This window comes from Streptomyces sp. NPDC054866 (assembly GCF_053610745.1).
Genome location: NZ_JBSGZA010000001.1, coordinates 1,718,320 through 1,740,634, shown reverse-complemented (window position 1 = coordinate 1,740,634; position 22,315 = coordinate 1,718,320). Strand labels below are relative to the sequence as shown.

The 22,315-nt window shown below is 71.1% G+C and carries 19 protein-coding genes; 13 read left to right on the top strand and 6 right to left on the bottom strand.

Annotation, left to right across the window (positions count from 1 at the left end; translation table 11 throughout):
• Nucleotides 1–115: 115 nt before the first annotated feature.
• Nucleotides 116–1,507: a tetratricopeptide repeat protein gene (locus ACWGI2_RS07520; RefSeq protein WP_453694449.1), complete on the bottom strand. Its 1,392-nt coding sequence runs from the start codon at nt 1,505–1,507 to the stop codon at nt 116–118.
• Between the two features lie 222 nt (nt 1,508–1,729).
• Between ACWGI2_RS07520 and ACWGI2_RS07515 the strand changes: the two genes are divergently transcribed.
• Together ACWGI2_RS07515 and ACWGI2_RS07510 are read left to right on the top strand one after the other, a co-directional pair.
• Nucleotides 1,730–3,082: a M64 family metallopeptidase gene (locus tag ACWGI2_RS07515; RefSeq protein WP_453694448.1), complete on the top strand. Its 1,353-nt coding sequence runs from the start codon at nt 1,730–1,732 to the stop codon at nt 3,080–3,082.
• A gap of 14 nt (nt 3,083–3,096) precedes the next feature.
• Nucleotides 3,097–3,609 (top strand): N-acetyltransferase family protein, encoded by a 513-nt coding sequence (locus ACWGI2_RS07510; protein ID WP_453694447.1) that lies wholly within the window; start codon nt 3,097–3,099, stop codon nt 3,607–3,609.
• On the opposite strand, the gene ACWGI2_RS07505 is transcribed toward ACWGI2_RS07510, so the two are convergent.
• Complete coding sequence (locus ACWGI2_RS07505) at nt 3,581–6,022, bottom strand: hypothetical protein (RefSeq protein WP_453694446.1); 2,442 nt, start codon at nt 6,020–6,022, stop codon at nt 3,581–3,583. The two genes, ACWGI2_RS07510 and ACWGI2_RS07505, sit on opposite strands and share 29 nt — an antisense overlap.
• A 263-nt stretch (nt 6,023–6,285) precedes the next feature.
• Here ACWGI2_RS07505 and ACWGI2_RS07500 point away from each other — a divergent pair, with 263 nt between their 5' ends.
• Complete coding sequence (locus tag ACWGI2_RS07500) at nt 6,286–7,680, top strand: MFS transporter (RefSeq protein WP_453694445.1); 1,395 nt, start codon at nt 6,286–6,288, stop codon at nt 7,678–7,680.
• A 43-nt stretch (nt 7,681–7,723) separates the two neighbouring features.
• Complete coding sequence (locus ACWGI2_RS07495) at nt 7,724–8,479, top strand: AraC family transcriptional regulator (protein WP_453694444.1); 756 nt, start codon at nt 7,724–7,726, stop codon at nt 8,477–8,479.
• Between the two features lie 28 nt (nt 8,480–8,507).
• Here the strand turns inward: ACWGI2_RS07495 and ACWGI2_RS07490 are convergent, their stop codons facing one another.
• On the bottom strand, nt 8,508–9,140 hold the full coding sequence (locus ACWGI2_RS07490) for a TetR/AcrR family transcriptional regulator (protein WP_453694443.1): 633 nt from the start codon (nt 9,138–9,140) through the stop codon (nt 8,508–8,510).
• Between the two features lie 118 nt (nt 9,141–9,258).
• Between ACWGI2_RS07490 and ACWGI2_RS07485 the strand changes: the two genes are divergently transcribed.
• Together ACWGI2_RS07485 and ACWGI2_RS07480 are read left to right on the top strand one after the other, a co-directional pair.
• Nucleotides 9,259–10,653, top strand: a complete 1,395-nt coding sequence (locus ACWGI2_RS07485; protein ID WP_453694687.1) for an MFS transporter — start codon at nt 9,259–9,261, stop codon at nt 10,651–10,653.
• Nucleotides 10,650–11,909: an FAD-dependent monooxygenase gene (locus ACWGI2_RS07480; RefSeq protein ID WP_453694442.1), complete on the top strand. Its 1,260-nt coding sequence runs from the start codon at nt 10,650–10,652 to the stop codon at nt 11,907–11,909. The genes ACWGI2_RS07485 and ACWGI2_RS07480 overlap by 4 nt, the downstream gene beginning before the upstream one ends.
• Here the strand turns inward: ACWGI2_RS07480 and ACWGI2_RS07475 are convergent.
• The gene (locus ACWGI2_RS07475) at nt 11,893–12,930 is read right to left on the bottom strand and encodes a GlxA family transcriptional regulator (RefSeq protein ID WP_453694441.1); all 1,038 of its coding nucleotides are present in this window, start codon (nt 12,928–12,930) and stop codon (nt 11,893–11,895) included. The genes ACWGI2_RS07480 and ACWGI2_RS07475 overlap by 17 nt on opposite strands.
• 180 nt (nt 12,931–13,110) lie before the next feature.
• Here ACWGI2_RS07475 and ACWGI2_RS07470 point away from each other — a divergent pair, with 180 nt between their 5' ends.
• Together ACWGI2_RS07470 and ACWGI2_RS07465 are read left to right on the top strand one after the other, a co-directional pair.
• A complete protein-coding gene (locus ACWGI2_RS07470; protein ID WP_453694440.1) occupies nt 13,111–13,773 on the top strand; it encodes an HD domain-containing protein in 663 nt (220 codons plus the stop codon).
• Between the two features lie 77 nt (nt 13,774–13,850).
• Nucleotides 13,851–14,585: a Clp protease N-terminal domain-containing protein gene (locus tag ACWGI2_RS07465; protein WP_453399181.1), complete on the top strand. Its 735-nt coding sequence runs from the start codon at nt 13,851–13,853 to the stop codon at nt 14,583–14,585.
• Here the strand turns inward: ACWGI2_RS07465 and ACWGI2_RS07460 are convergent.
• Nucleotides 14,539–15,666 (bottom strand): isopenicillin N synthase family dioxygenase, encoded by a 1,128-nt coding sequence (locus ACWGI2_RS07460; RefSeq protein WP_453694439.1) that lies wholly within the window; start codon nt 15,664–15,666, stop codon nt 14,539–14,541. The genes ACWGI2_RS07465 and ACWGI2_RS07460 overlap by 47 nt on opposite strands.
• 50 nt (nt 15,667–15,716) lie before the next feature.
• A complete protein-coding gene (locus tag ACWGI2_RS07455) occupies nt 15,717–16,607 on the bottom strand; it encodes a (2Fe-2S)-binding protein (protein ID WP_453694686.1) in 891 nt (296 codons plus the stop codon).
• 200 nt (nt 16,608–16,807) lie between these two features.
• On the opposite strand from ACWGI2_RS07455, the gene ACWGI2_RS07450 reads away from it, so the two are divergent.
• From ACWGI2_RS07450 to ACWGI2_RS07430, 5 genes are all read left to right on the top strand, one after another.
• Nucleotides 16,808–17,827, top strand: a complete 1,020-nt coding sequence (locus ACWGI2_RS07450) for a FecCD family ABC transporter permease (RefSeq protein ID WP_453399183.1) — start codon at nt 16,808–16,810, stop codon at nt 17,825–17,827.
• Nucleotides 17,824–18,879, top strand: a complete 1,056-nt coding sequence (locus tag ACWGI2_RS07445) for a FecCD family ABC transporter permease (RefSeq protein WP_453694438.1) — start codon at nt 17,824–17,826, stop codon at nt 18,877–18,879. Before ACWGI2_RS07450 ends, ACWGI2_RS07445 begins: the two co-directional genes overlap by 4 nt.
• Nucleotides 18,876–19,730 carry an ABC transporter ATP-binding protein gene (locus ACWGI2_RS07440; protein WP_453399185.1) on the top strand — a complete coding sequence of 285 codons (855 nt, stop codon included), beginning with the start codon at nt 18,876–18,878 and terminating at the stop codon, nt 19,728–19,730. Before ACWGI2_RS07445 ends, ACWGI2_RS07440 begins: the two co-directional genes overlap by 4 nt.
• Before the next feature lie 142 nt (nt 19,731–19,872).
• A complete protein-coding gene (locus ACWGI2_RS07435; protein WP_453694437.1) occupies nt 19,873–20,877 on the top strand; it encodes an ABC transporter substrate-binding protein in 1,005 nt (334 codons plus the stop codon).
• 98 nt (nt 20,878–20,975) lie between these two features.
• Nucleotides 20,976–22,208 (top strand): ATP-grasp domain-containing protein, encoded by a 1,233-nt coding sequence (locus ACWGI2_RS07430; protein ID WP_453694436.1) that lies wholly within the window; start codon nt 20,976–20,978, stop codon nt 22,206–22,208.
• Nucleotides 22,209–22,315: the final 107 nt, after the last annotated feature.

Here is a 22,315-nt window from a genome sequence, read left to right as displayed (position 1 = left end):
CCTGTGCCGCCCGTATTTTTAGCAGGCAGACAGACATGAGTGGACATCAGGTTGTCCGCGCGCACAGCACCGTGACAAAAGCCGGACAATCGCCCGGCGGTCCGCCGAGAGCCCCTCACATCGGCGGGGGCGCCGGCGCGGGGCCCAGCGTCGTCGTGCCCGGCGTGGTCCGGTGGGCGAGGCCGGTGCGGTAGGCGTCCATGGCGGCCTCCGTCCGTCCCGTGCGCCGGAGCAGATCGCCGAGGAGGCAGCACAGGCCTGCCACGTCCCCGGCCGCGCCCGCGCGTTCGAGCAGCGGCAGGGCGGCGCGGTAGTGCTCCTCGGCGCCCTCCGTGTCACCGCACTCCTCCGCGATCAGGCCGAGCAGCCGGTGTGCCGCGCCCCTGTGCACCGCGCCGCGTCCCGCCCGCAGTGCCGGGATCTCCGCCGTCTCCGGGCCGGCCGCAAGCAGCGGCCTCAGCAGCGCCTCGGCCTCCCGGATCCTGCCGCGCCGGCGCAGCACGTCCGCGAGTTCCACCTCGACCTGCTGGGCGTAGAGCGCGGCCCGCTTGGTGGTGAGCATGTCGTGCGCGGTGCGCAGTTCGGACTCGGCGCGTTCCAGGTCGCCGTCCTGGGCGTGGACGTAACCGCGCATCCAGTGGCAGTGCGCGAGTTCGGTGCGGATGTGCAGCTGCTGGTAGAGATCCTGGGCTCTGGCCAGCGACGCGTCGGCTTCGGCGATCCGGCCCTGGGCGATGAGCGTACGGGCCACCCCGCGGTGCATCCCGGCGAGCAGGGCGGGGTCGTCCACGCGCGACGCGAGCGCGAGGGCCAGTTCGGCGGCGTGCGCGGCGCGCTCGTGTGCGCCCATGTCCATGTACGGGGCGATGGACGCCGAGTAGAGGAGGAGCAGGGCGTCGGGGTCGTGCAGGCCCGAAGCGTTGAGCTGGTCGAGAGCGGTCTCCAACAGATGGCAGGCGTACCGGAGTTCGCCCGTGAGGCGGTGGGCGTTGGCGCGGCCTCGAATGGCGGGGACGCGGCGCGGCAGCGGCTCGTCGGCGAGCAGCCGCTCCACCGAGGCGAAGCACTCGTGCGCTTCGTCGAGGTCACCGGATTCGAGGAGGCAGTCGCCGAGACCGAGGAGCGCGGTGGCCCGCTCCCCCGGCAGGCCGTGCTCGACGGCTTCGGCGCACAACGCGCGGAAGAGGGAGGCGGCGTCCTCGGGAGATCCGGTGGCCAGGGCGCGCCGCGCGTCGGTGAGGCGCAGGCGTAGCTCGGCGGCGAGGCGGGCCGGGCGTCCCGTCGCGAGTTCCTCGGGAGTGACGCCGAGACGCTGAGCCAGGTGCCGAAGGGCGGCCTCGGAGGGCCTCACCTTGCCCGACTCCAGAGTGGAGACGTAGGCGGGCGTGTACGCGGGTTCGGCCAACTGCCGCTGAGTGAGGCCCAGTTCCGTACGCAGTCGCAGGACGCGACGCCCGATCGCCGCGGGCTCGTCCAGCCGGCCGCCCGCAGTTCCGCTCTCCGTCATCTCTCCCTCTCCGGGTCCGAGCTACGTCCATCAAGGCCTGAGGCACGTGCACTTGGGTGTGCGGAGCGCGAACTCACGCTTCCCACAACCACCTTGCGCCTCAGGCATTGCCTGGATTCCCCGCAGCCCCTACATTGAACCGCGCCTTAAGCTCCCTTAACCCCCCACTTATATCGCGGACTTGCCGATCCCGGGTCCGCGCTGACTCTCGGGAGATCCTCCATGCGTAGACACGCTTCCCGTACATCCCGCACATCCCACATATCCCGCAAGCGGCTCGCCATCGCCACCGGAGTCGCCCTGGCCTCGGCGCTCGCCGCCACCGCGCCGGTCGCCGCTGACCAGGGCAAGGACGGCAGCGCGCGGGCAGCCGCCCACGGTACCGACGCCGACCGCGTCGAGGTCGAGTACTTCACCCGTCCCGACAGCCACCCCCGCCACACCGACGTCCCGAGCTCCACCCCGCTCACCAGGAAGGAACGCGCCACGATCCAGGACGACGGCGACGTCCTGCCGATCGTGGAGGCCGGGGCGAGTGACACCAAGGTCGACGTCGTCTTCATCGGCGACGGCTACACCGCGGCCCAGCAGGAGGACTTCCACGCCGACGTGCGGAGCAAGTGGAAGCAGATGGCCGCCGTCGAGCCGTACGCCGAGTACGAGGACCTGTTCAACGTCTGGGCCGTCGACGCGCACTCGCAAGACTCCGGCGTCTCGGGCGACCCGACGAGCGACGTCCGCAAGAACACCGCCCTGGACTCGGCGTTCTTCTGCGACGGCATCGAGCGGCTGCTGTGCGTCGACACCAACAAGGTCGAGGCGTACGCGAGCAAGGCCGCCGACCCCGACCTCGTCATCGTGCTCAGCAACTCCACCAAGTACGGCGGCGCGGGCTACAACGACATCACCTCACCGTCCGGATACGACGGCATAGGCACCGCCTCCTCCGACCACCCCGACTCGGACCAGGTCGCCGTCCACGAGACCGGCCACTCCTTCGGCAAGCTCGCCGACGAGTACTGGTACGACGAGAGCACCTACACCGGCCCCGAGCCGGGCGAGTCCAACCTCACCAAACTCAGCGCCGCCGAGATGGCCGCGCAGAAGGTGAAGTGGCACCGCTGGCTCGGCCAGGAATCACCCGACGGCGGCACCGTCGGCGCGTACGAGGGCGGCGGCTACCACGGGCACGGCCTCAACCGCCCCACCGATGACTCGATCATGCGCACCCTGGGCCGCGAGTTCAACCTGCCCGGACGCGAGGCGATGATCGCGGGCTTCCACCAGCACGCACCCGTCCTCACCTCCACCACCCCCACCGACCGGAAGGTGCGCGGCACCGAACGGATCCGCGTCGAGGTGTCCTCCCACGCCCGACTGCGCTGGTACGTGGACGGCCGCGAGGCCCGGAAGGCGCGGGGCGCGGACAGCGTGACTGCCAAGGGGCTCGGGGTACCCGCCGACGGACGCGCGCACACCGTCACGGCACGCGCCACCGACCCGACCAAGGCGGTCCGCGCCCCGGAACTGCGCAAACTGATGACGGGCTCGCTCAGCTGGCGGGTCATCCGCTGACGGATACTTCGGCCATGACTACGCATGCCGAACAGTCGCGGAAGGCCGTGGCGCCTGCCCCGGGGTGGGCGCTGCGGGCCGCGGAGCCCGACGACGTCGAGGCCATCGCCGAGCTGCGCGCGAGGGTGATGCGCCCGGATCTGGAGCGGCTCGGCCGGTTCGACGAGCATCGGGTGCGCCAGAGACTTCGGGACTCCTTCTCTCCTGTGCACACCTCGGTCATCGTCGCCGACGGCGTCTTCGCGGGCTGCGTGACCCTGCGACCCGCCGAGGACGGCCAGTGGCTCGAACACTTCTACCTCGACCCCGCTCTCCAGGGCCGGGGCCTGGGATCGGCCGTGCTCCGCGGGCTGCTCGACCGGACCGACGCCGACGGCGATCTCGTCCGCCTGAACGTCCTGCGGGGCAGTGCGGCCCAGCGTCTCTACGAGCGCCACGGTTTCGGCGTCGAGGACGAAGACCCGATCGACGTCTACATGGTGCGGCGGCCGGGCCGTCTCAAAAGCGGCGCGGATAGCGGGACTTGAGTTGAACCCATGACACCGACGGCGGGACGGCGGCGGCGCCTGTGCCACCGGCGTCGGCGTCGGTCGCCAGCCGTGCGGTGAAGGCGAGGCGATGGTCGACGCGGCGCTCCACCGCCCGGCCCGCGGTGATCGTGAACTCCACGCTCTCGCGGCCCATGGGCGGTACGTCGACGGTGCGCGACCCCACGTTCCTCGCCGACCATCCCTCTGCCGGGTGCGCCGTGACGGTGACCGTCTGGGGTGTGTCGTTGAAGTTGTGGACGTCGAGACTCATGCGGGTTCGTGCGCCGAGCCGGTAGCCCAGGGGTGGCGCGGCGTCGCCGTTGTCCTTGCCCGGCGCCGCGTTGCGTACGTGATAGCGCTGGCTGAGGACGATGTGCTCGGCCGGGGACAAGCGGGCACGGCCCCGCGGGCGCGGCGCGGGGCGTTCACGAGGTGTGCCGCCGCCGTTGGTCACGACGTATACGGGATCGCGCGAGACGTCCACGCCGACCGTGCCCGCAGCTGACGGGGGGACCGTCGTGACGCGCTTGCCCATGATGTCGAACACCGTGGCCTGGCCGCCGGACAGCGGCAGTTCGATACGTGAGCGATGCGGCGCCCACAGGACCGTGGCCGTCTCCAGGTCGCGCCCGGTGTCGAAGGCGTGGCCGACGACCGGGGAGGGCAGCCCCACCACGGATCCCGCGAAGTGTGCCTCACCGAGGAGCGAGGTCAGCGCGGCGAAGGCGCTGTAGGCGGGCCAGGGCTGGAAGTCGCGGCTGAGCAGCCCGAAGTAGACGCCGTCGTCGTGCACGGGCGGCCCGCCGAACCAGAACTGGCGCTCGTTCCCCGCGGCGAGCCCCTCCACCATGGAACACACCAAGTACCGTGCCTGGCCGGCCTGTTGGGCCGGGTCGAGATCGGTCTGCGGCGCCGCGTCGAGGAACACTCCGCATTCGGTCATCCACAGGGGGAGGTCCGCCCCGTACCGGCGGCTGAGCTCGTGCTGCTCGTCGGCCGCGCCGGGGAACTCCGGCTCGTCCTGGTCGGCGGGGTCCGGATAGCCGTGGAACGCCCACACGTCGGCGTACCGCACGACGTCGTTCTCCAGCATCAGCCGCTGGAAGTGCCCCGCTTCGGCGATGCCCGGCAGCACGGTGAGCGGCGGCCGGTCCGCGTCCGCGATGCCGAGCGCGGCGGCCTTCACGTACGCGGCGTGCGCGTCGCCCGTGCAGCGGGTGACATCGACGTCCGGTTCGTTCGACAGCTGGAGCGCGTACGGGGTGGCGGCGGTGTCGCGCTTGGCGGCGAGGTGGCGGGCGTAGTGGTAGGCGACGCGCAGGTCGGCCGGGAGGGGCAGCGAGGCATCGGACATGGCCCACTCGGGAGCGGGCGAGATGACCTCGACGGCCGAAAGGCCCTGGCGGCGCAGGGCCTTGGTGACGCGGTCGTAGTGCGCGGTGTCGTAGGCGCCGGGTGCGGGTTCGGCGGCGGGCCAGGAGTTGCCGTCCCGTACGCAGCCCACGCCCATGTCCTTCATCGCGGCGGCGAAGGCGTCGAGACGCGAGGGCGGGACCAGGGAGGAGACGAACGCGTTGACGCCGAAGCGGTTGGCCGGCCCGTCTGGTGCGGGGCGCTCCTCCGGAAGGCATGCGAAGTGGCGCGTGAGGGGTGGGCGCGTGGCGTTCGAGGCGGGCGTGGCGTTCGAGACGGTCAGGGCCGCTTCGACACGGTAGTTGCCGGGCGGCAGCCGGGACAGGCCGACGGTCGTCTCCGCGTCCCCCTCCGCGATGGTCGCGGCGCCGAAGGCGGCTCGTTTCCCGAAGTAGTCCGTGACGGTGTAGCGCACACGCTGCGGCCGGGTCGCGTGGCCGCCCAGCCGCAGGGTCAGGCGGGCGTCTTCACCAGGGCGGTACGTGCCGAGACCGGTCCGCGGATCGCCGACGAACGCGTCGCGCAGGGCGGGGTGTTCGGCCGGGGTCAGCGTGAAGTGGTCCAGGCGTAGGACGTAGACCGTGGCGTCGTCCACCACGGTCGGTTCGGCCACGGAGAACGTCAGCGTGTTCTCGCCACACCGCAGCTCCACGTCGCCGAGGCGCAGAGTGGAGAGGTCGCCCCAGGCGGGCCTCGACTCGTACCAGTAGGGCTGCGAGCGGGCGATCTCCGTCACCGGCCCATCATTCACTGCCAGTTGGATGTACGACGCGACCGCCTCGGTGTGCGGCACCTCGACCGGCGCGGTGGCCACCGCGGTCAGCTCGTGGACCCCGGCGCTCGGTGCGTCCACGGTGTACGTCGCGAACCAGGCGCCCTCCGGCGGCTCGTTCGCGGCGAACAGACCCAAGTACTTCCCCTCGGAGGCCCGGCGGTCTGCCACGACCGGAATGTTCGTGTGCGTGGCGTCCTCGCCCCGCACGGTGATCGCTTGCATGCCCATGGCTCCAGGACACACGGTCGGACGGCCCGGGGCATCGTGCGTGAGGGGCACGCGACCCCGAGGACGAGTAAGGGTGGGCGTCGCCCCAGAGGCGGAGTTCACCATGACACCGGGTGCGGAATTGGCCCACGCTCATGACGCGTAAATGGTCCACGGGTCGGACCATTTGGCTGGCTAGCTTCTTCCCATCAGCGGTTCTCACCAGCTGCTCTCAGCAGCGAACGAACGGCCCAACGGCCGCCTACCAAGGGAGCGTTGTGCCGATTCAGGTCCTGCCACCCGCCGGAGCCCCGCGCGTGCTCGCCGCCGCCCAGCTGAGCAACTCGCTCGGCGACGGCGCCTACTACGTGACCTCGGCCCTGTACTTCACCCGCGTCGTCGGCCTCTCCCCCACGCAGATCGGACTCGCGCTCACGGTCGCGTGGGCCATCGGTTCCGTGACGGGTGTTCCGCTGGGCGCGCTCGCCGACCGGAGTGGGCCGCGCGGCACGGCGGTACTGCTCGCCCTGGCCACCGCCGCGTCGGTCGCCTCCTTCCTCTTCATCCGCTCCTTCGTTCCGTTCCTCATCGCGGCCTGCCTGTACGCCGTCGCCCAGTGCGGTCTCGCCGCCGCGCGGCAGGCGCTGCTCGCGGGTCTTGTGACGCCCGCGGCACGTACGGGCGTCCTGGCCCACCTCCAGTCGACGCTCAATGCCGGTCTCGCCGTCGGTGCGGCCCTCGGCGGCCTCGCCCTGCACCACGACACGCGCGGGGCGTACCTCGCGGTCGTCGCGCTGGACGCGGTCAGCTTCCTGTGCTGCGCGCTGGTGCTGCTGCGGCTGCCCGCGGTGCCGCGGTCCGTGGCGCGCGGGAAGGGTGAGCCCCGTCTGGCCGTGCTCCACGACCGGCCGTACGCCGTCATCACCGCCCTCAACGCGGTCCTGCTGCTGCGGATGCCGCTGCTGAGCCTCGCGATTCCGCTGTGGGTGGTGGACCGGACGGACGCGCCGAGCTGGCTGGTCTCGGCGCTCTTCGTCCTCAACACCCTTGCGGTGATGGCCTTCCAGGTCCGCGTGGCCCGTGACGTCCGCGGACCGCGCTCGGCCACGCGTGCGGTGCGGCACTCCGGTCTCGTCATGCTCGCTTCGTGCGCGGTCTTCGCCTGCTCTGCCGCGGGGCTTCCCGTGTGGGCGACGGTCGCGGTCCTGGTGGCGGGAGCGGTGCTCCAGGTCATTGCGGAGATGCGGCAGTCGGCAGGCTCCTGGCAGATCAGCTTCGACCTGGCACCCGCGCATCAAGTGGGCCAGTACCAGGGCTTCTTCGGCACCGGAGTCCCCGTCGCGCGTACCCTCGGCCCGCTCCTGCTCACCTCGCTCCTCGTGGTGTGGGGCGTACCGGGCTGGCTCCTCCTCGGCGGGATCTTCCTCGGGGCGAGCCTCGCGATGGGTCCGGCGGTGCGGTGGGCGGAGAGGGCATCCGGACCTCGCGGGTCTCGAACTCCACGGGACTGTCAGGGGCTGGGACAACCAACCGCGGCGTCTGGGAGCCGAGTTGACGGTGCGGCTGCCGTACACGGAACGCACCCCGGACCTGCTCCGCAAAGAGCACCACTGGCTCCCCGCCCTGCCCCCGCGCCTGCCACTCCCGGTGCCGACTCCCCTGCGGATCAGTGAACCGTCCGTACGCTCCTTCCCGCCTTCGATAAAGTGCCTGCTTGTGTCGAAAATCCGCCACGCTCCTCGCGCGACCACCGGCCTCCTCCCCCTCCCTGCGGGCGCGGAGGTCGACGCGCATCGGCATGACGAGCACCAGATCGTGTACGCGGGCCGCGGCGTCCTGTCGGTCACCACCGACGCGGGCAGCTGGGTCGCGCCCGCGACTCGGGCGCTCTGGATCCCGGCGGGAACCGTCCACGAGCATCGCGCGTACGGCGACACGGATCTGCACCTGGTGGGCCTGCCGGTGGCGGACAATCCGCTGCGCCTCGACCAGCCCGCAGTCCTCGAAGTCGCCCCGCTGCTGCGCGAGTTGATCATCGCCTACACCCGGCAGCCCGAGCCGCCCGTCGGCCGTACCGCCGAGCGCCGCCGCCTGCGGTCCGTCCTGCTCGACCAGCTACGCCACTCGACCCAGCAGCCCGTCCACGTACCGGCGGCCCGCGACCCCCGTCTCGTCGCGGTGTGCGCCGTCCTCCGCGATGAGCCAGCAGACCCCCGGACCCTGGCCCAGCTCGGCGCCGCGACCGGCGTCAGCGACCGCACCCTGACCAGGCTCTGCCGGGCCGAACTCGGCATGAGCTTCCCGCAGTGGCGCACCCAGCTGCGCCTGCACCACGCGCTGTGCCTGCTGGCCGACGACACCCCGGTCACCGTGGTCGCGCACCGCTGCGGCTGGGCGTCGAGCAGCGCCTTCATCGACGTCTTCCGCCGCGCCTTCGGCCACACGCCCGGCGCCCGGCGGTCGCACAGCTGACCACCGCCGGAACAACAACTCACCGGCACTACGCGGCCCGGTACGCCCGGAGAAAGGTCCGCACCCCCTCGACGAGGAGCGGCCGGACACGGGCGTCCTCCGCGGCATTGGCCGAACCGAACCTGTTGAGCGCGACGTTGAAGGTCAGCGCGATGAACTGGTCGGCCGCGAGACGGGCGTCGGGGACGTCGAGCAGCCCGGCTTCGGCGAAGGCGGCGAACCGCTCGGCGAGCGCCTCGTCAGGGGTGTCGGCCATGGCGTTCTCACCCCCGCCCGGCAGGTGCCCGGACTGCGCCCGGACCAGGCGTTGCAGCGTCGCGTACTCCGCCGAGCCGAGCATGTCGGTCGCGATGCGCATGGCGAACGTGACCAGGACGTCTTCGAGGTCGGCGGCTTCGGTCGGGTCGGTGAGGGTGTCGTCGAGGATGCGCCGGATCGTGGTGATCAGTGACTGGCCGACGGTGTCGACGGCTGCCTGGAGCAGCGTCTGCTTGTCGCCGAAGTAGTCGTAGACCGTCCGCTTGGACACCTCGGCACGGGCGGCGATCGCGTCGACGCTCGTCCGGTCGAAGCCGTCGGCGAGGAACAGTTCCCGGGCCGCGGAGAGGATCGCGGCCCGCTTTCGCGTGGACCCCTCGCGCAGTGTCTTCGTGGTTGGCATGGCCGTATCTTAGCCCGACTTTACTACACGGTGTAGTGTAATTTCGGTGACGTCGGCACCCACGCGCTGCCGACCGCACGCTCAACCGGCAACGAGGGAAAGGACGTTGATGACCACAATGACCACAGCCCCGGCTCCCCCGGTCCGCATCGGAAAGGCCGCTGTCTGGGCTCTCGGTATGCTGGCGGCCGCCACCGGAGCCCTGGAGTCGGTGGTGACACCGACACTCCCGCTCTTACAACGCGAATTGTCGATGAGCCCTGCCCAAGGGGCACTTCTCAGCATCACGATGCTCATCACCGGCGCTCTCGTCACGCCCGTCGCGGGCAGCCTCGGTGACCGCTACGGCGGGAAACGGGTGATGCTCCGGCTGATGGCGGTGGTCTCGGCCGGAGGCCTGGTGTCCTCGCTGGCACCGAACCTGCCGGTACTGCTGCTCGGTCAGGTACTCGAAGGCGCGATGGTGGGCGCGATGCCGCTCTCGTTCATCCTGGTGCGCAAGCACCTCACGTCGGGCGAGTCCCAGGTGGCCATCGGGATGGTCAGCGGGTTGTTCGTGGGCGGCGGCATGCTGGGCACGCTGATGGCCGGACCCATCGCGGAAGGGCTCTCCCGGCACTGGATGTTCGCGATACCGACGATCGCGATCGTCGCGGCGACCCTGTTGGTCCACAGGCTGATGCCGGACGATCCGCCGGGTCGCTCGGACGCCAGGATCGACTGGCCCGGCCTGGTTCTCCTGAGCGGCGTTCTGCTGACGCTCATGCTCGGGCTCTCGATGGCACCCGAGCTCGGCAGCCAGCCTCTTGCGCTCGGCGCGATCGTCGTACTCCTGGCCGTCCTCGTCACCGCATGGATGTCCGTCGAACGCCGGTCACCGTCGCCGATGGTCGATCTGCGCGTGGTGGCGAAGCCTTCCGTATGGAGCTCCTATGTGATCACCTTCGCCGTCTGCGTAGGCACCTCGGTGTCGATGTATCTCGTTCCGCAGCTGTTCGCGGCGTCCGGGGACGGGTACGGCTTCGACGCCAGCTCCACCGACATCGGGCGCTACCTGTTGCCCGGCGCCGTCGCGGGGGCGATCAGCGGGCCGCTCGGCGGGCTCGCGGCGCGGCGCTTCGGCTCGACTGCCGTGGTCACCGCGGGGATCGGCGTCATGACGGCCACGTTGGCGGCCATGGCGTTCGCGCACACCGAGGTCTGGCACCTCGTCGTCGGCAAGGCGCTGATCGCCCTGGCCAGTGGAGTCTGCATCACGGCGATGGTCGTCAAGACCGCCACCTCCGTCGATCACGGCGACACCGGCACCGCCACCAGCCTGGTCCTGGTGACGCGCGTGATCGGCTTCGCCGCGGGCGCGCAGGTGAGCGGGGCCTTCCTCACCGCCGGGACCCGCCCCGGGACGGACGACCCGGCCGAATCGGCCTTCGTCACCGGCTTCGTCATCGCAGGCGTCGTCACGGCGCTGTCACTGCTCGTCGTCCGCACCCTGCGCAAAGGAGTCAAAGCATGAACCTGACCGGTGAGTTGACGGATGGTCATAGCCGTTCCACGCCGAGGCGCGAGGTCCTGATATCGGGGGCCAGCATCGCGGGCACCGCCCTCGCGTTCTGGCTGAACCGCTACGGATACGCGGTCACGGTGGTGGAGAAGGCGGGCGCGCCACGTAGTGGCGGTTACCCCATCGACGTACGCGGCACCGCACTTGAGGTCGTACGGAGGATGGGGGTCCTGCCTCAACTGCGGGACGCGCACATCGACTCACGCCGGATCACCTTCCTCGACGGGGACGGCGACAAGGTGGCCTCGGTCAACCCGCATTCCGTCGCAGGCAGTGTCGCGGGGCGGGACCTCGAAGTGCGGCGCGGGGATCTGACCGACGCTCTTTACGCCGCCGTGCGTGACGACGTGGGGTTCTTGTTCAACGACTCCATCGACACCCTCGACCAGTCCCACCAGCCCAGCCAGGCCAGTCAGCCCGGCCACGGGGTCGACGTCACCTTCCGCAGCGGCAACAGCCGTACGTTCGACATGGTGTTCGGCGCGGACGGCCTGCACTCACGTACCCGGGAGTGCGCGTTCGGCCCCGAAGAGCAGTTCCACCGCTACCTCGGGTACTGCTTCGCCGTGTTCACCCTGCGCAACACCTTCGGCCTCTCCCGCGAGGTCATGATGTGGAACACCCCGGGCAGAGCCGCGGCCCTCTACGCCGTGGGCGACAACGACGAAGTGCACGCCTTCCTGAACTTCGCCCACCCGGAACCGCCCTTCGACGCCGACGCGTTCCGTGACCCGGAAGCCCGACGGGATCTGTTCGCCAAGATCTACGCGGACGCCGGATGGGAGGTCCCGGGCATGATCGCCGCCATGCACGACGCGGATGACCTGTTCATCGACGTGGTCAGCCAGATCCGCATGCCCCGCTGGTCAAGCGGCCGCGTCGCACTGGTGGGCGACGCCGCGTACGCACCCTCGTTCCTCACCGGACAAGGCTCCAGCCTGGCGCTCGTCGGTGCGTACATGCTCGCCGGATCCCTGGCCGGCCGGGACGCCGCCGCAGGATTCGCCGCCTACGAACACGACACCCGTGAGTTCGTGACCCTGAACCAGGGGCGGATCGGCGTCGGCGACGCCGCCCTCTTCCCCACCACCGCCCGGGCCCTGGAGCAGCGCAACAACAGGCTGCGCAGTGTCAGCACCACGCCCTCCAGGGAGGGACGCCCCGCCCACTCGGCCCTCACCCTGCCCGAGTTCACGCCCCTGAGGTAACTCCGTGCACCCGCACATCGACCCGTGTCGTGCGGAAGCGCGCGGCGTACGCGGACGGGGTCGTCCCCAGGTGGCGGGCGAAGGCCCTGCGCAGCGTCTCGTCACTGCCGAGGCCGCTGCGCTCGGCCGCGTCGGTGACGCTGGCGCCGCGTTCGAGGAGCATGCGGGCGGCCTCCAGCCTGATGGACTCCACGTACGCGGCCGGGGTGGTGCCGAGCTGCCGCGTGAAGAGGCGGGTCAGATGCCGGGGGCTCACGGCGGCCCGCCCGGCCAGGGTCGCCAGGCGGTGGTCGGCCGCCGGGTCGGCGGCGATGGCGTCGAGCAGGGGGCGCAGCACCGGGTGACTGGTCGCCGGGGCGCGCGAGGCCGCAGAGAACTGGGACTGACCGCCGGGCCGCTGGAGGAAGACCACGAGGTCACGGGCAACCCGCCGCGCTGTGTCGGGGCCGTGGTCCTGCTCCACGAGAGCCAGGCAGACGTCGATGCCGGCGGTGACCCCGGCCGAGGTGAGGACGGGCCCGTCCTGGACGTAGATGGCGTCCGCCGTGACGGTGGTGTCGGGGTGCAGCCGGGCCAGCTTCGCCGCGTGCTCCCAGTGCGTCGTCGCCCTGCGGCCGCGCAGGAGTCCCGCCGCCGCGAGCGCGAAGGCGCCGGTGCACACGGCGGCCACCCGACCTGCCCCGCTTGCCAGTTGGGCCACGAGCTCGACGAGGTCGGGCCGTTCGGCGAACGTGACGAGCTCGGCGTGACCGGGGACGACGAGAGTGTCCACGCCGCCCGCCTCAGCCACCTCGGCCGCCGGAAGGTCCGCCGCGATCCGCAGCCCTGTGGAGGTCCTAACGTCCTGCCCGTCGGGGGTGCAGACCCGCACGGTGTAGCGGCCGCCGGTGTAGCGGCCGCCGGTGTAACGGCTCGCGGTGGCGAAGACCTCCAAGGGCGCCGCGACGTCGAGAAGACGCACGCCGTCGAAGGCGAGGACGTAGACGTGGTGGGGGCGGGGCCCGTCCTGTTGTTCGCGCACGGGACCACGGTAGCGGCAGGACGTGTCCAGATGTGTGGGGTACGTGTCCACAGGGACATGGCCGCGGAAGGCGTACGGAGAGCAGGCTGGCCCCAAGGGGCTGACAGGTTCCGGCAGTGGGGCCACAACCCTGCGCCCGGCGCCCCGCCCCCCCTTCTCCATGACGACAGGAGTCACACCATGACCGCCCACGCGACTTCCGCCCACTCCTCCTCCGCCGCCGGGGTGTCCGTGCCGGACACCAAGCTGGCCGCAGCCGCCACCGAACTGGTGCGGGACACGGCGAGCGACCTGATCTACCACCACTCCCGCCGCGTCTTCTGGTTCGGCAGCCTGCAAGGCGCGCGACGGGGACTGAGCTTCGACCCCGAACTGCTCTACATCGGCGCGATGTTCCACGACCTGGGCCTGGGTGAGCGGTTCCGGGACAGCGGGCGCCGCTTCGAGGTGGACAGCGCGGAGGAGGCCCGTCGCTTCCTGCACGGTCACGGCGTCCCGGAGGACAGCGTGCGCCGAGTGTGGACCGCCATCGCCCTGCACACGACCCCGGGCATCCCCGAGTTCATGGAACCGGAGGTCGCCCTGGTCACCGCCGGGGTGGAGTACGACGTACTGGGCATCGGCTACGAGGACCTGACCCCCGGCGATCGCGCCGAGATCACCGCGCTGCATCCACGCCCCGACTTCAAGCGGCGGATCCTGGAGGCGTTCACCGAGGGCATCGCCCCCAAGCCGGAGACCACCTTCGGAAACGTGAAGGCCGACGTCCTCGAACACTTCGTCCCCGGCTACACGCGCGGCGACTTCGTCGAGGTCATCCAGAACTCCCCCTGGAAGGAGTAGTTGGAGCACCTGTCGACGGGAGGCGGGGTGTCAACGAAGGGTTGACACCCTCTTCACTGTCAACCTACCGTTGACACATGACGCAACCCACTCACCCCATCCGTCTGGACGATCTGATCCAGGCCATCAAGAAGGCCCACCCCGAAGCAGCCCTCGACCAGCTCTCCGACGCCGTGATCGCCGCCGATCACCTCGGCGACGTCGCCGACCATCTGATCGGCCACTTCGTGGACCAGGCGCGCCGCTCGGGCGCCTCGTGGACGGAGATCGGCAAGAGCATGGGGGTCACCCGGCAGGCGGCCCAGAAGCGGTTCGTGGCCAAGGACCCCGGCGAGATGTCGGACCTCGATCCCCGTCAGGGCTTCAGCAGGTTCACCCCACGGGCGAAGCACGTGGTCATGGCCTCGCAGGAGGAGGCCCGCGCCGCGGGGAACGACGAGATCGGCCCCGGCCACCTGACGCTCGCCCTCCTGACCGACCCGGACGCCCTCGCCGCGAAGGCCCTTGTCGCGCTGGGGAGTTCGCTCGACGCGATCCGCGAGAGCGTCACCGAAGCGCTGCCTCCCGCTGTGGGCGAGGTGCCCGACCTCATCCCGTACGACGCCGGGGCGAAGAAGGTCCTCGAGCTCACCTACCGCGAGGCGCTGCGGCTCGGTCACAACTACATCGGGACCGAGCACATCCTGCTCTCGCTCCTGGAGGCGGAGGGCGGCACGGGCACCCTCGCCGGGCTCGGCATCGACAAGGCGGCAGCCGAAGCGCACATCACCGAGGCTCTGGAGGCGATCCGCGCCTCCCTCGACCAGGCGTGACCGAGCCGGATCCGGCCGCGGGGCCGCCCTTCCCTGCCTCCCGCCCCGCGGCCGCGCGCACCCGCGCCGCCTCCCGGACGGCCGCGGCGTTCGCCTTGCCCTGCCGGGATCCCGCGAGCTTCGCCTTGATGTGGTCGCGCACGAGGATCGGTTCGTAGGCGAGTTCGTCGGAGGCGTCGAGATGGCTCGGCAGTGTGGAGATGACCGCGTCGACGTTGCCGTCGTGGAAGTAGGCGGCGGACCGGCGCCGGACGATGCCGCCGTCCACGATCGGCGGCTTGACGCGGTGCAGGGTGGACATCCAACGGTCGTTGGTGAGCCGGGCCGTGAGGTCGCCGAGGTTGACCAGGAGCGCGCCGTCGACGGGGGTGACGTCGTGCCAGGCCCCGTCGGTGCCGAGCACCTGAAGACCGGCGACCTGGTCCGCCCACAACACGGTGACGAGGCCGAAGTCGGTGTGCTCGCCCATCCCCGTCAGGTCGCCGTCGAGGGTGACGGTGCCTTCCGGGAGGGCGTAGTTGTTCATGCGCAGTACGTCGATGGAGTGGTCGGTCAGCGGCTCGAAGAAGTCGGACGGCTCCCCCAGGGCGTCCGCGAAGACGCGGGTCAGGGTGCGTGCCACGCGGCCGGCCTCGGCGAAGTAGTTCAGCACGGCCGGTTCGAAGCCGTCGACCTGCGTGGGCCAGATGTTGAGCCCGTAGTCGTCCTCGGAGAGGTCGAGTCCGGGGAACGAGCGGGCTTCGGTGCCGATGTTGAACGCCTCGAAGAAGTCGTTCATGCGCCCGGCGGACTCCAGGCCGAGGCTCAGGCTGAGGGATTCACTCTTGGGCGGGCTGTAGCCGCGGTTCGCGCCGGTGACGCGGTAGCTCTTCCTCGTCTCCAGGGGCAGGCCGAAGAAGCCGTCCACGGCGGCGGTCAGGCCGTCCACCGTCTCGTCGGGAACGCCGTGACCGAGGATCTGGACGAAGCCGACACGGGCGCAGGCTTCGTCCATCTCCCGTGCCACGCGGGCGCGTTCGGCCGCCGGGCCGTCGTCGTCGACGTACGGCGTGATGTCGATGACGGGAACCTGGAAGGGCATCGGCGTCTCCTGGCGTGAGCGAGGGCTACGCGAGATTCCCTATCACGATCTCACCGCGCGGCTTCCGACGGTACGTCGGCCGAGGTGATGTCCGCCTCCAGCCTCCGCAGTCGTTCCGCGTCGCAGACGCGCGGGCAGGTGCCGCACGCCTCGGCGGCGCGGATCGTGTAGTAGAGGCAGCAGCCGAGACGGGTGCGGGTCGGGTGCCGCTCGCCGTCACGCGTCGTCAGATGGCGGAAGGCCGCGCCGCCGGGGAAGGGCTCGACAGGGCCGGGGAGCAGCGCGTCCACCGCTCGCAGCGCCTCGTCCTCCTGGCCGAGCATGCGCCCCAGGTACCAGATCCCGGAGATGAGGTCGTCCCCGGCCATGCCCCACAACGCCCGCTGCCCGCGCCGCAGTCGGGGCCCGATCGCCGTGAGCAGCGGCCGCATGTGCGCGACGACCGCGGCACGGAGTTCGACGCGGAGAGACTCCTCGTCGGCGAGGACCTGCACTCCGGGGAGCCCGGCCGCCGGGTCGCCCTGGAGGCAGGCGAAGGAACCGGGGACGACCTCGAAGGCGCCGGTCTCCAGGTGGACGCGCACGTCCTCGGGGCGGATCCGCGGCACGCGACGCTCCAGGTACCAGGCACCGCTCATCAGCAGGGAGACCGACCAGAGGTAGCCGTGCAGGGCGCGGGATGCGGCGACGTCCGGGCGCGGGGTGTGGTCGTGACCGGCGTGGATGCGTGCCGCTTCCGCCGCGACGAAGGCCTCCAGAGCGTCCTGATCCGACGTCAGTTCGGCGCCGGTGACCCACCCTTGCCCCGGAGTCGAGCCGGGTTGCGCGACCGTGACGGCGAGTGTCTCGCAGTGCGCGGCGAGCCGCCGGCAGGTCGCGGCGAGCAGGGCGGCGGGGCTCACGGCGGTGGCGTTCGGCGCCAGGTCCGGGGCCACGGTCAGCGGCACTCGTACTCCTTGGAAGGCAGGGCCATCGGTCGTTCCGCGGCGAACCCGTCCACCGCGAACTAGGTAAGGCTTACCTTATTTCTCTTCAACTTGCCGCATCGTGAGCGGCGCGCCGCCAACCTCGCCATCGCGAGTGATCCACCCCTCACAGCGAGTTGACATCGTTAGGCATACCTAACCTAAACTCTCGCCCCGTGTCCAAGATCGCTCGGGCCGTCCCGCCAGGCAGCCCCTCCGCGCGGCGGATCCCTCTACTCCTCGCCGGAATCGGCGCGTTGGCCCTGTGCGCCGCGCTGAGCCTGGCCCTGGGGTCTCGCCCGGTGCCGCTGTCCACCGTGGCCGAAGCGCTCTTCGGCGACGCCCATGGGCGGGACGCGATCGTCGTCACCGGACTGCGCCTCCCGCGCACCGTCGTCGCGCTCGCCGTGGGCGCCGCCCTAGGCGTGGCCGGGGCCGTCGCCCAGGGCATCACGCGCAACCCGCTGGCATCGCCGACCACGCTCGGCATCAACGCGGGTGCCGGATTCGCGGTCGTCGTCGCCATCTACGCCCTGCATCTCACGCGGCCCGTCGAGTACTTGTGGTTCGCCTTCTTCGGTGCCGCGGCGGCCGGAATGCTCGCCCAGATGCTGGCACGGCACGCGGGTGACCTCGATCCGGTGCGGCTCGCGCTCGGTGGCGTCGTGCTCCAGATGGTGCTCCTCTCCTGGACCCAGGCCGTGATGCTGGCCAGCGAACGGACGCTGGACGAGGCCCGCTTCTGGCTGGCGGGGTCGCTGTCCGGGCGCACGCTCGACGTGCTCTGGCCGGTCCTTCCCACGCTCGTCATCGGCCTGGTCCTCGCCCTCGCGATCTCGCCCGCCCTCAACGCCCTCGCCCTTGGCGACGATTCGGCGCAGGCGCTCGGCGTGCCGGTGGCCAGGATCCGCGTGGCCGGGGGCATCGCGGTCGTCCTCCTCGCGGGCTCGGCGGTGGCGGTCGCCGGGCCCGTCGCGTTCATCGGGCTCGCGGCCCCGCATCTCGTGCGGCTCGCGGTCGGCTCCGACCACCGGCTGCTCGTGCCAGGCTGTCTGATCGCCGGGCCGCTGCTGCTCCTGGCCGCCGACGTACTCGGCCGCGTCGTCGTGCGCCCCTCCGAGCTTGAGGTCGGCATCGTCAGCGCCTTCCTCGGCGCGCCGCTGCTCGCGGTCCTGGCCCGGAAGGTGGCGCGATGACCGTCTTCGCCGTACGGGAGGCCAAGGCCGCCCCCACCGGGACACGAGCCCGGCAGGCCCGCCGCCTCGCGCTGCTCGCCGTCTGCGGCCTCGCCATCCTCTTCGTCCTCTTCACACTCGCCCTGACGAAGGGCCAGATGCCGATGGCGGCGTCCGTCGCGCTGCGTGGCCTTGTCGGGCTCGGTGACCCGGCGGACGTGCTCGTGGTGCAGGACTTCCGGGCGCCCCGGGTGGTCGCGGCGGTCATCGCCGGGGTCGGGCTCGGGGTCGCGGGATCGATGTTGCAGCGGGTGTTCCGCAATCCACTGGCCTCGCCGGACGTGATGGGCGTGACGGGCGGCGCCTCCTTCGGGGCCGTCGTACTGCTCGCCACGGGGGCGTCCCAGACACTGATCCCCCTGGCAGCGCTGGGCGGCGGCCTCCTGGCGGCTCTGTTTCTCGGAGTGTTCGGCTGGCGCTCGGGGCTCACCGTCACCCGCCTCGTGCTCGTCGGGCTCGCAGTCCAGGCGGGCCTCGCCGCCGCCGTGAACCTCATGGTCGTACGCTTCCCCGCCGAACTCGCGAGCTCCGCACTGCAATGGACCACCGGATCGCTCTACGGGCGGACGTGGACCGAGGTGTGGGCCGCAGGAGGCACTGTGGCGCTCGCGCTGGTGGCCGCGTTCGCGCTCCAGCGGCGGCTCGCCGTACTGGATCTCGGCGACGAGTCGGCGGGCGGGCTCGGCCTGAACCCGTCCGCCGCCCGTCTCCAACTCCTCCTCACCGCCATCGTGTTGGCCTCGCTCGCCGCCGCTCTCACCGGGCCCGTCGCATTCGTGGCGCTCGCCGTACCGCATCTGGTGCGGTTCGTCGCGGGCCCGCCGACCCCGGGGACGCTGGCGCTCACCGGCCTCGCGGGCGCGGTGCTGCTCCTCGCGTCCGACCTGGTGGTGCAGCATCTGCTGCCGGTGTCCGGGCTCCCCGTCGGGGTGGTCACCGCGACGCTCGGCGCTCCCTGGCTCCTTGTCCTGATGATCCGACAGAGCAGGCCCGTCAACCGGAGTGCCGCATGAGCCCCACACAGACGTCCGCACCGGCGTCCCCCGCCAACCAACTCTCCACGCACGGGCTCGACTTGCGGTACGGCGACAAGGTCGTGGTCGGCGGCCTCGACATGACGCTGCCCGGCGGCGCCGTCACCGCCATCGTCGGCCCGAACGCCTGCGGCAAGTCCACCCTCCTGCGCGGTCTGACGCGGCTGCTCGCGCCCGCCGGCGGCAGTGTCGCCCTGGACGGCGCCGACATCCACCGGATGTCCGCGCGTGCGCTCGCCCGGCGGATGGGCCTCCTGCCGCAGCAGCCGGTGACACCCGAGGCCATCACGGTCGAAGCCCTCGTACGCCTGGGCCGCTACCCCCACCAGACCTTCCTCAGCCCCTGGTCCAAGGCCGACCAGGCCGCGGTGGACGAGGCGTTGGAGCGCACCGGCACCACGGAGCTGCGCGATCGAAGCGTGGACCGGCTCTCCGGCGGCCAGCGCCAGCGCGCCTGGATCGCCCTCGCGCTCGCCCAGGACACCGAACTGCTGCTCCTCGACGAGCCGACCACCTTCCTGGACCTGCGGCACCAGCTCGACGTACTCGACCTGGTCGCCGATCTGCACACCGAGGCGGACCGCACCGTGGTGATGGTGCTGCACGACCTCGGGCAGGCCGCCCGGTACGCGGACCACCTGGTCGTCCTCAAGGACGGGCAGCTCGCCGCGGCCGGGGCGCCCGCCGACGTACTCGACGCGGAACTCGTCAAGGACGTGTTCGACGTCGACTGCCGGGTCATCCCCGACCCGGAGACCGGCACCCCACTGGTCGTACCGAAAGGCAGAACCGCCCGCCGCGCTTCGGGCGATCCGGCCGTCCCCGCCTGATCGTCCCCGCCTGGCCGTCCCCGCCTGGCCGTCCCCGCCTGGCCGTCCCCGTCTGACCGTCCCCGGCGTCACGTCCCGTCCATCACGACCGGTCCCGTCCCACTGCCCCACCATCCGCTCACAGCAAGGGAATCCAGCCCTCATGACCACAAGCACCCTTCCACGCAGGCTCAGTGCCGTCCTGCTCACCGTCGTCCTCGGAACCGGCGCGCTCGCCGCGTGCGGTGACTCCGACGGGGACGACAAGGGCAAGGGCGACTCCGCCGCCGACACCGGTTTCCCGCGCACCATCAAGCACGCGATGGGCAGCACCGAGATCCCCTCACGGCCGCAGAAGGTCGTCGTCCTCGACACCGGAGAGCTCGACGACGTCACGCTGCTCGGCGTCAAGCCGGTGGGCGCGGTCTCCCCGCACTTCAAGACCGCGGGCGGCTTCCCCTCGTACCTCAAGGACAAGATCGGCGGCGTGAAGGACGTCGGCCCGATGGAGGAGCCGAACCTGGAGCTGATCGCCTCCCTCAAGCCCGATCTGATCCTTTCCTCCAAGGTCCGGCACGAGAAGGTCTACGACAAGCTCAAGGGCATCGCGCCGACCGTCTTCACCGAGACCACGGGTTCTCCCTGGAAGGAGAACCTGAAGGTCCACGCCAAGGCGCTCGGCATGGAGAGCCAGGCCGACACGGCGCTCAAGAGCTACGAGACGCGTGCCAAGGCCCTGGGTGAATCCATCAAGGCGAAGTACGACGGGAAGATGCCGTCGGCCTCGGTCGTCCGCTTCATCGCGGGCCCGACCCGGCTCTACCAGAAGTCCGCCTACAGCGGCATCGTCCTCGACGACATCGGCCTCACGCGCCCGGCCTCGCAGAACTCGTCCGACCCCGAGAAGACGATGCTGGACGTCAGCCCCGAGCAGATCGACAAGGCCGACGCCGACCTGATCTTCGTGACGGTCGCCGACGCTCCCGACAAGACCCAGCAGAAGGACGTCACGTCCAACCCGGTCTGGAAGGACCTGACGGCCGTCAAGAAGAAGAAGGTCTTCACGGTCCCGGACGAGACGTGGATGTCCGGCATCGGTGTCCAGGCCGCGGAGCATGTCCTCGAAGACGTGGCCAAGGCGACGGGCGCCGAACTTCCGGCCAAGTAGCCGCTGGTTGGGGGTGGGCCGATCGACCGGCCCGCCCCTCCCCCCCCGGTTCTCTCCCCCCACATGCACCTCCGCTCGCACCCGGAAGTGGACTCGCCATGCGGCTGTACGTCCTTGCCCGCAACCCCACCGACTCGGTCACCGAAGGTTTTCTGCCCGCCGCGCGCAGGCTCGGCCTCGACGTCACCCTCCTCACCGATCAGCCGGATGCCCACCGGGACGGCCTGGCTCAGAAGAGCCTCGAATCCCTGGAGTCTCGCAAGCCTGTGGGGTCTGTGGAGATCCTGGAGTGCGACGTACTCGATTTCCGTGCCGTCATCAGCCGGATCTCCTCCCACCACTCCCCCGGCGCGATCTTCACCAACAGTGACCATCTGCAGACCCAAGCCGCCCTGGCCGCCGAGTACTTCGGGCTGCCCGGCAAGGACTGGCGGGCCGCGCTGCGCACCAAGGACAAGGCGCAGATGCGGCGCCATCTCGCGGCTGCGGGTGCTGACGCGGTGTGGTCGGCGGAGCTGTCCGCCGACCAGGATCCGGCCGAACTCACGGCTCTCGACGTGCCGTTCCCGTGCGTGGTCAAGCCGCGGGAGGGTGTAGCGAGCGAGGACGTGGTGCTGGTCGAGGGACCGGAGCAGCTGGTGAGGCGGTGCGCGGAGATACAGGCGCGGCGTCCGGGGGCGGCACTGGTCGTCGAGGAGTACCTGGCCGGGGAGTTGTGCACCCTGGAGACGCTCGGCGACGGCCACGTCAGGCACGTACTGGGCGGCTTCCGTACGGAGGTGTCGCCGCCGCCGTACTTCATAGAGGAACGGCTGACGTTCGTCCCGGCGCATCCGGAGGCGGTGGTGGCTCAGGTCCTGACCCAACTTGATGTGCTTGGGGTGGGGTTCGGGGCGTGCCACACGGAATTCGTGGTGTCGGAGGGGCGGGCACGGCTCATCGAGGTCAACTACCGGGCCATCGGCGACCAGTGCGATCTGCTCCTCGCCCAGCTCCTGGACATACCGCTCTTCGAGCACATCCTCCGTACGCATCTGGGCGAGCCGCTCCCTTCGGACCTGGGCGCGCGGACGGACGGCCGGGCACTGCTCGACTATCCGTGCGCGCAGAGCGCCGGAACGCTGACGGCTGCGCCGGGCGCGACCGAAGTGAGGGTGGGCGGGGTACATCTCACCTACCGCCCACTGCGCGAAGTCGGCGAACGCCACGAACTCCACGGCACGAACCGGGACTTCCTCGGGGTGGTCCGCGCCACCGGCACCGAACAGTCGGCGGTGGACCGAGCCGTGGCGGACTTCCTCGCCGAGCATCACTGGGAGATCACGCCGTGACGCGTCAGCCTGGCGGGGCGCCTTCGACCGGGGCCGACGTCGAGGCCGAGCTCCTGTTACGCGTACTGAGCGCGCTCCTGCGCGAGGACGTGGCGGGGTGGCGCACC

Coding starts and splice junctions, on each gene's coding strand:
- ACWGI2_RS07510 (WP_453694447.1), top strand. CDS start 3,097: ATGACTACGCATGCCGAACAGTCGCGGAAGGCCGTGGCGCCTGCCCCG.
- ACWGI2_RS07515 (WP_453694448.1), top strand. CDS start 1,730: ATGCGTAGACACGCTTCCCGTACATCCCGCACATCCCACATATCCCGC.
- ACWGI2_RS07490 (WP_453694443.1), bottom strand. CDS start 9,140: ATGCCAACCACGAAGACACTGCGCGAGGGGTCCACGCGAAAGCGGGCC.
- ACWGI2_RS07520 (WP_453694449.1), bottom strand. CDS start 1,507: ATGACGGAGAGCGGAACTGCGGGCGGCCGGCTGGACGAGCCCGCGGCG.
- ACWGI2_RS07470 (WP_453694440.1), top strand. CDS start 13,111: ATGACCGCCCACGCGACTTCCGCCCACTCCTCCTCCGCCGCCGGGGTG.
- ACWGI2_RS07485 (WP_453694687.1), top strand. CDS start 9,259: ATGACCACAGCCCCGGCTCCCCCGGTCCGCATCGGAAAGGCCGCTGTC.
- ACWGI2_RS07480 (WP_453694442.1), top strand. CDS start 10,650: ATGAACCTGACCGGTGAGTTGACGGATGGTCATAGCCGTTCCACGCCG.
- ACWGI2_RS07445 (WP_453694438.1), top strand. CDS start 17,824: ATGACCGTCTTCGCCGTACGGGAGGCCAAGGCCGCCCCCACCGGGACA.
- ACWGI2_RS07430 (WP_453694436.1), top strand. CDS start 20,976: ATGCGGCTGTACGTCCTTGCCCGCAACCCCACCGACTCGGTCACCGAA.
- ACWGI2_RS07465 (WP_453399181.1), top strand. CDS start 13,851: ATGACGCAACCCACTCACCCCATCCGTCTGGACGATCTGATCCAGGCC.
- ACWGI2_RS07505 (WP_453694446.1), bottom strand. CDS start 6,022: ATGCAAGCGATCACCGTGCGGGGCGAGGACGCCACGCACACGAACATT.
- ACWGI2_RS07435 (WP_453694437.1), top strand. CDS start 19,873: ATGACCACAAGCACCCTTCCACGCAGGCTCAGTGCCGTCCTGCTCACC.
- ACWGI2_RS07440 (WP_453399185.1), top strand. CDS start 18,876: ATGAGCCCCACACAGACGTCCGCACCGGCGTCCCCCGCCAACCAACTC.
- ACWGI2_RS07460 (WP_453694439.1), bottom strand. CDS start 15,666: ATGCCCTTCCAGGTTCCCGTCATCGACATCACGCCGTACGTCGACGAC.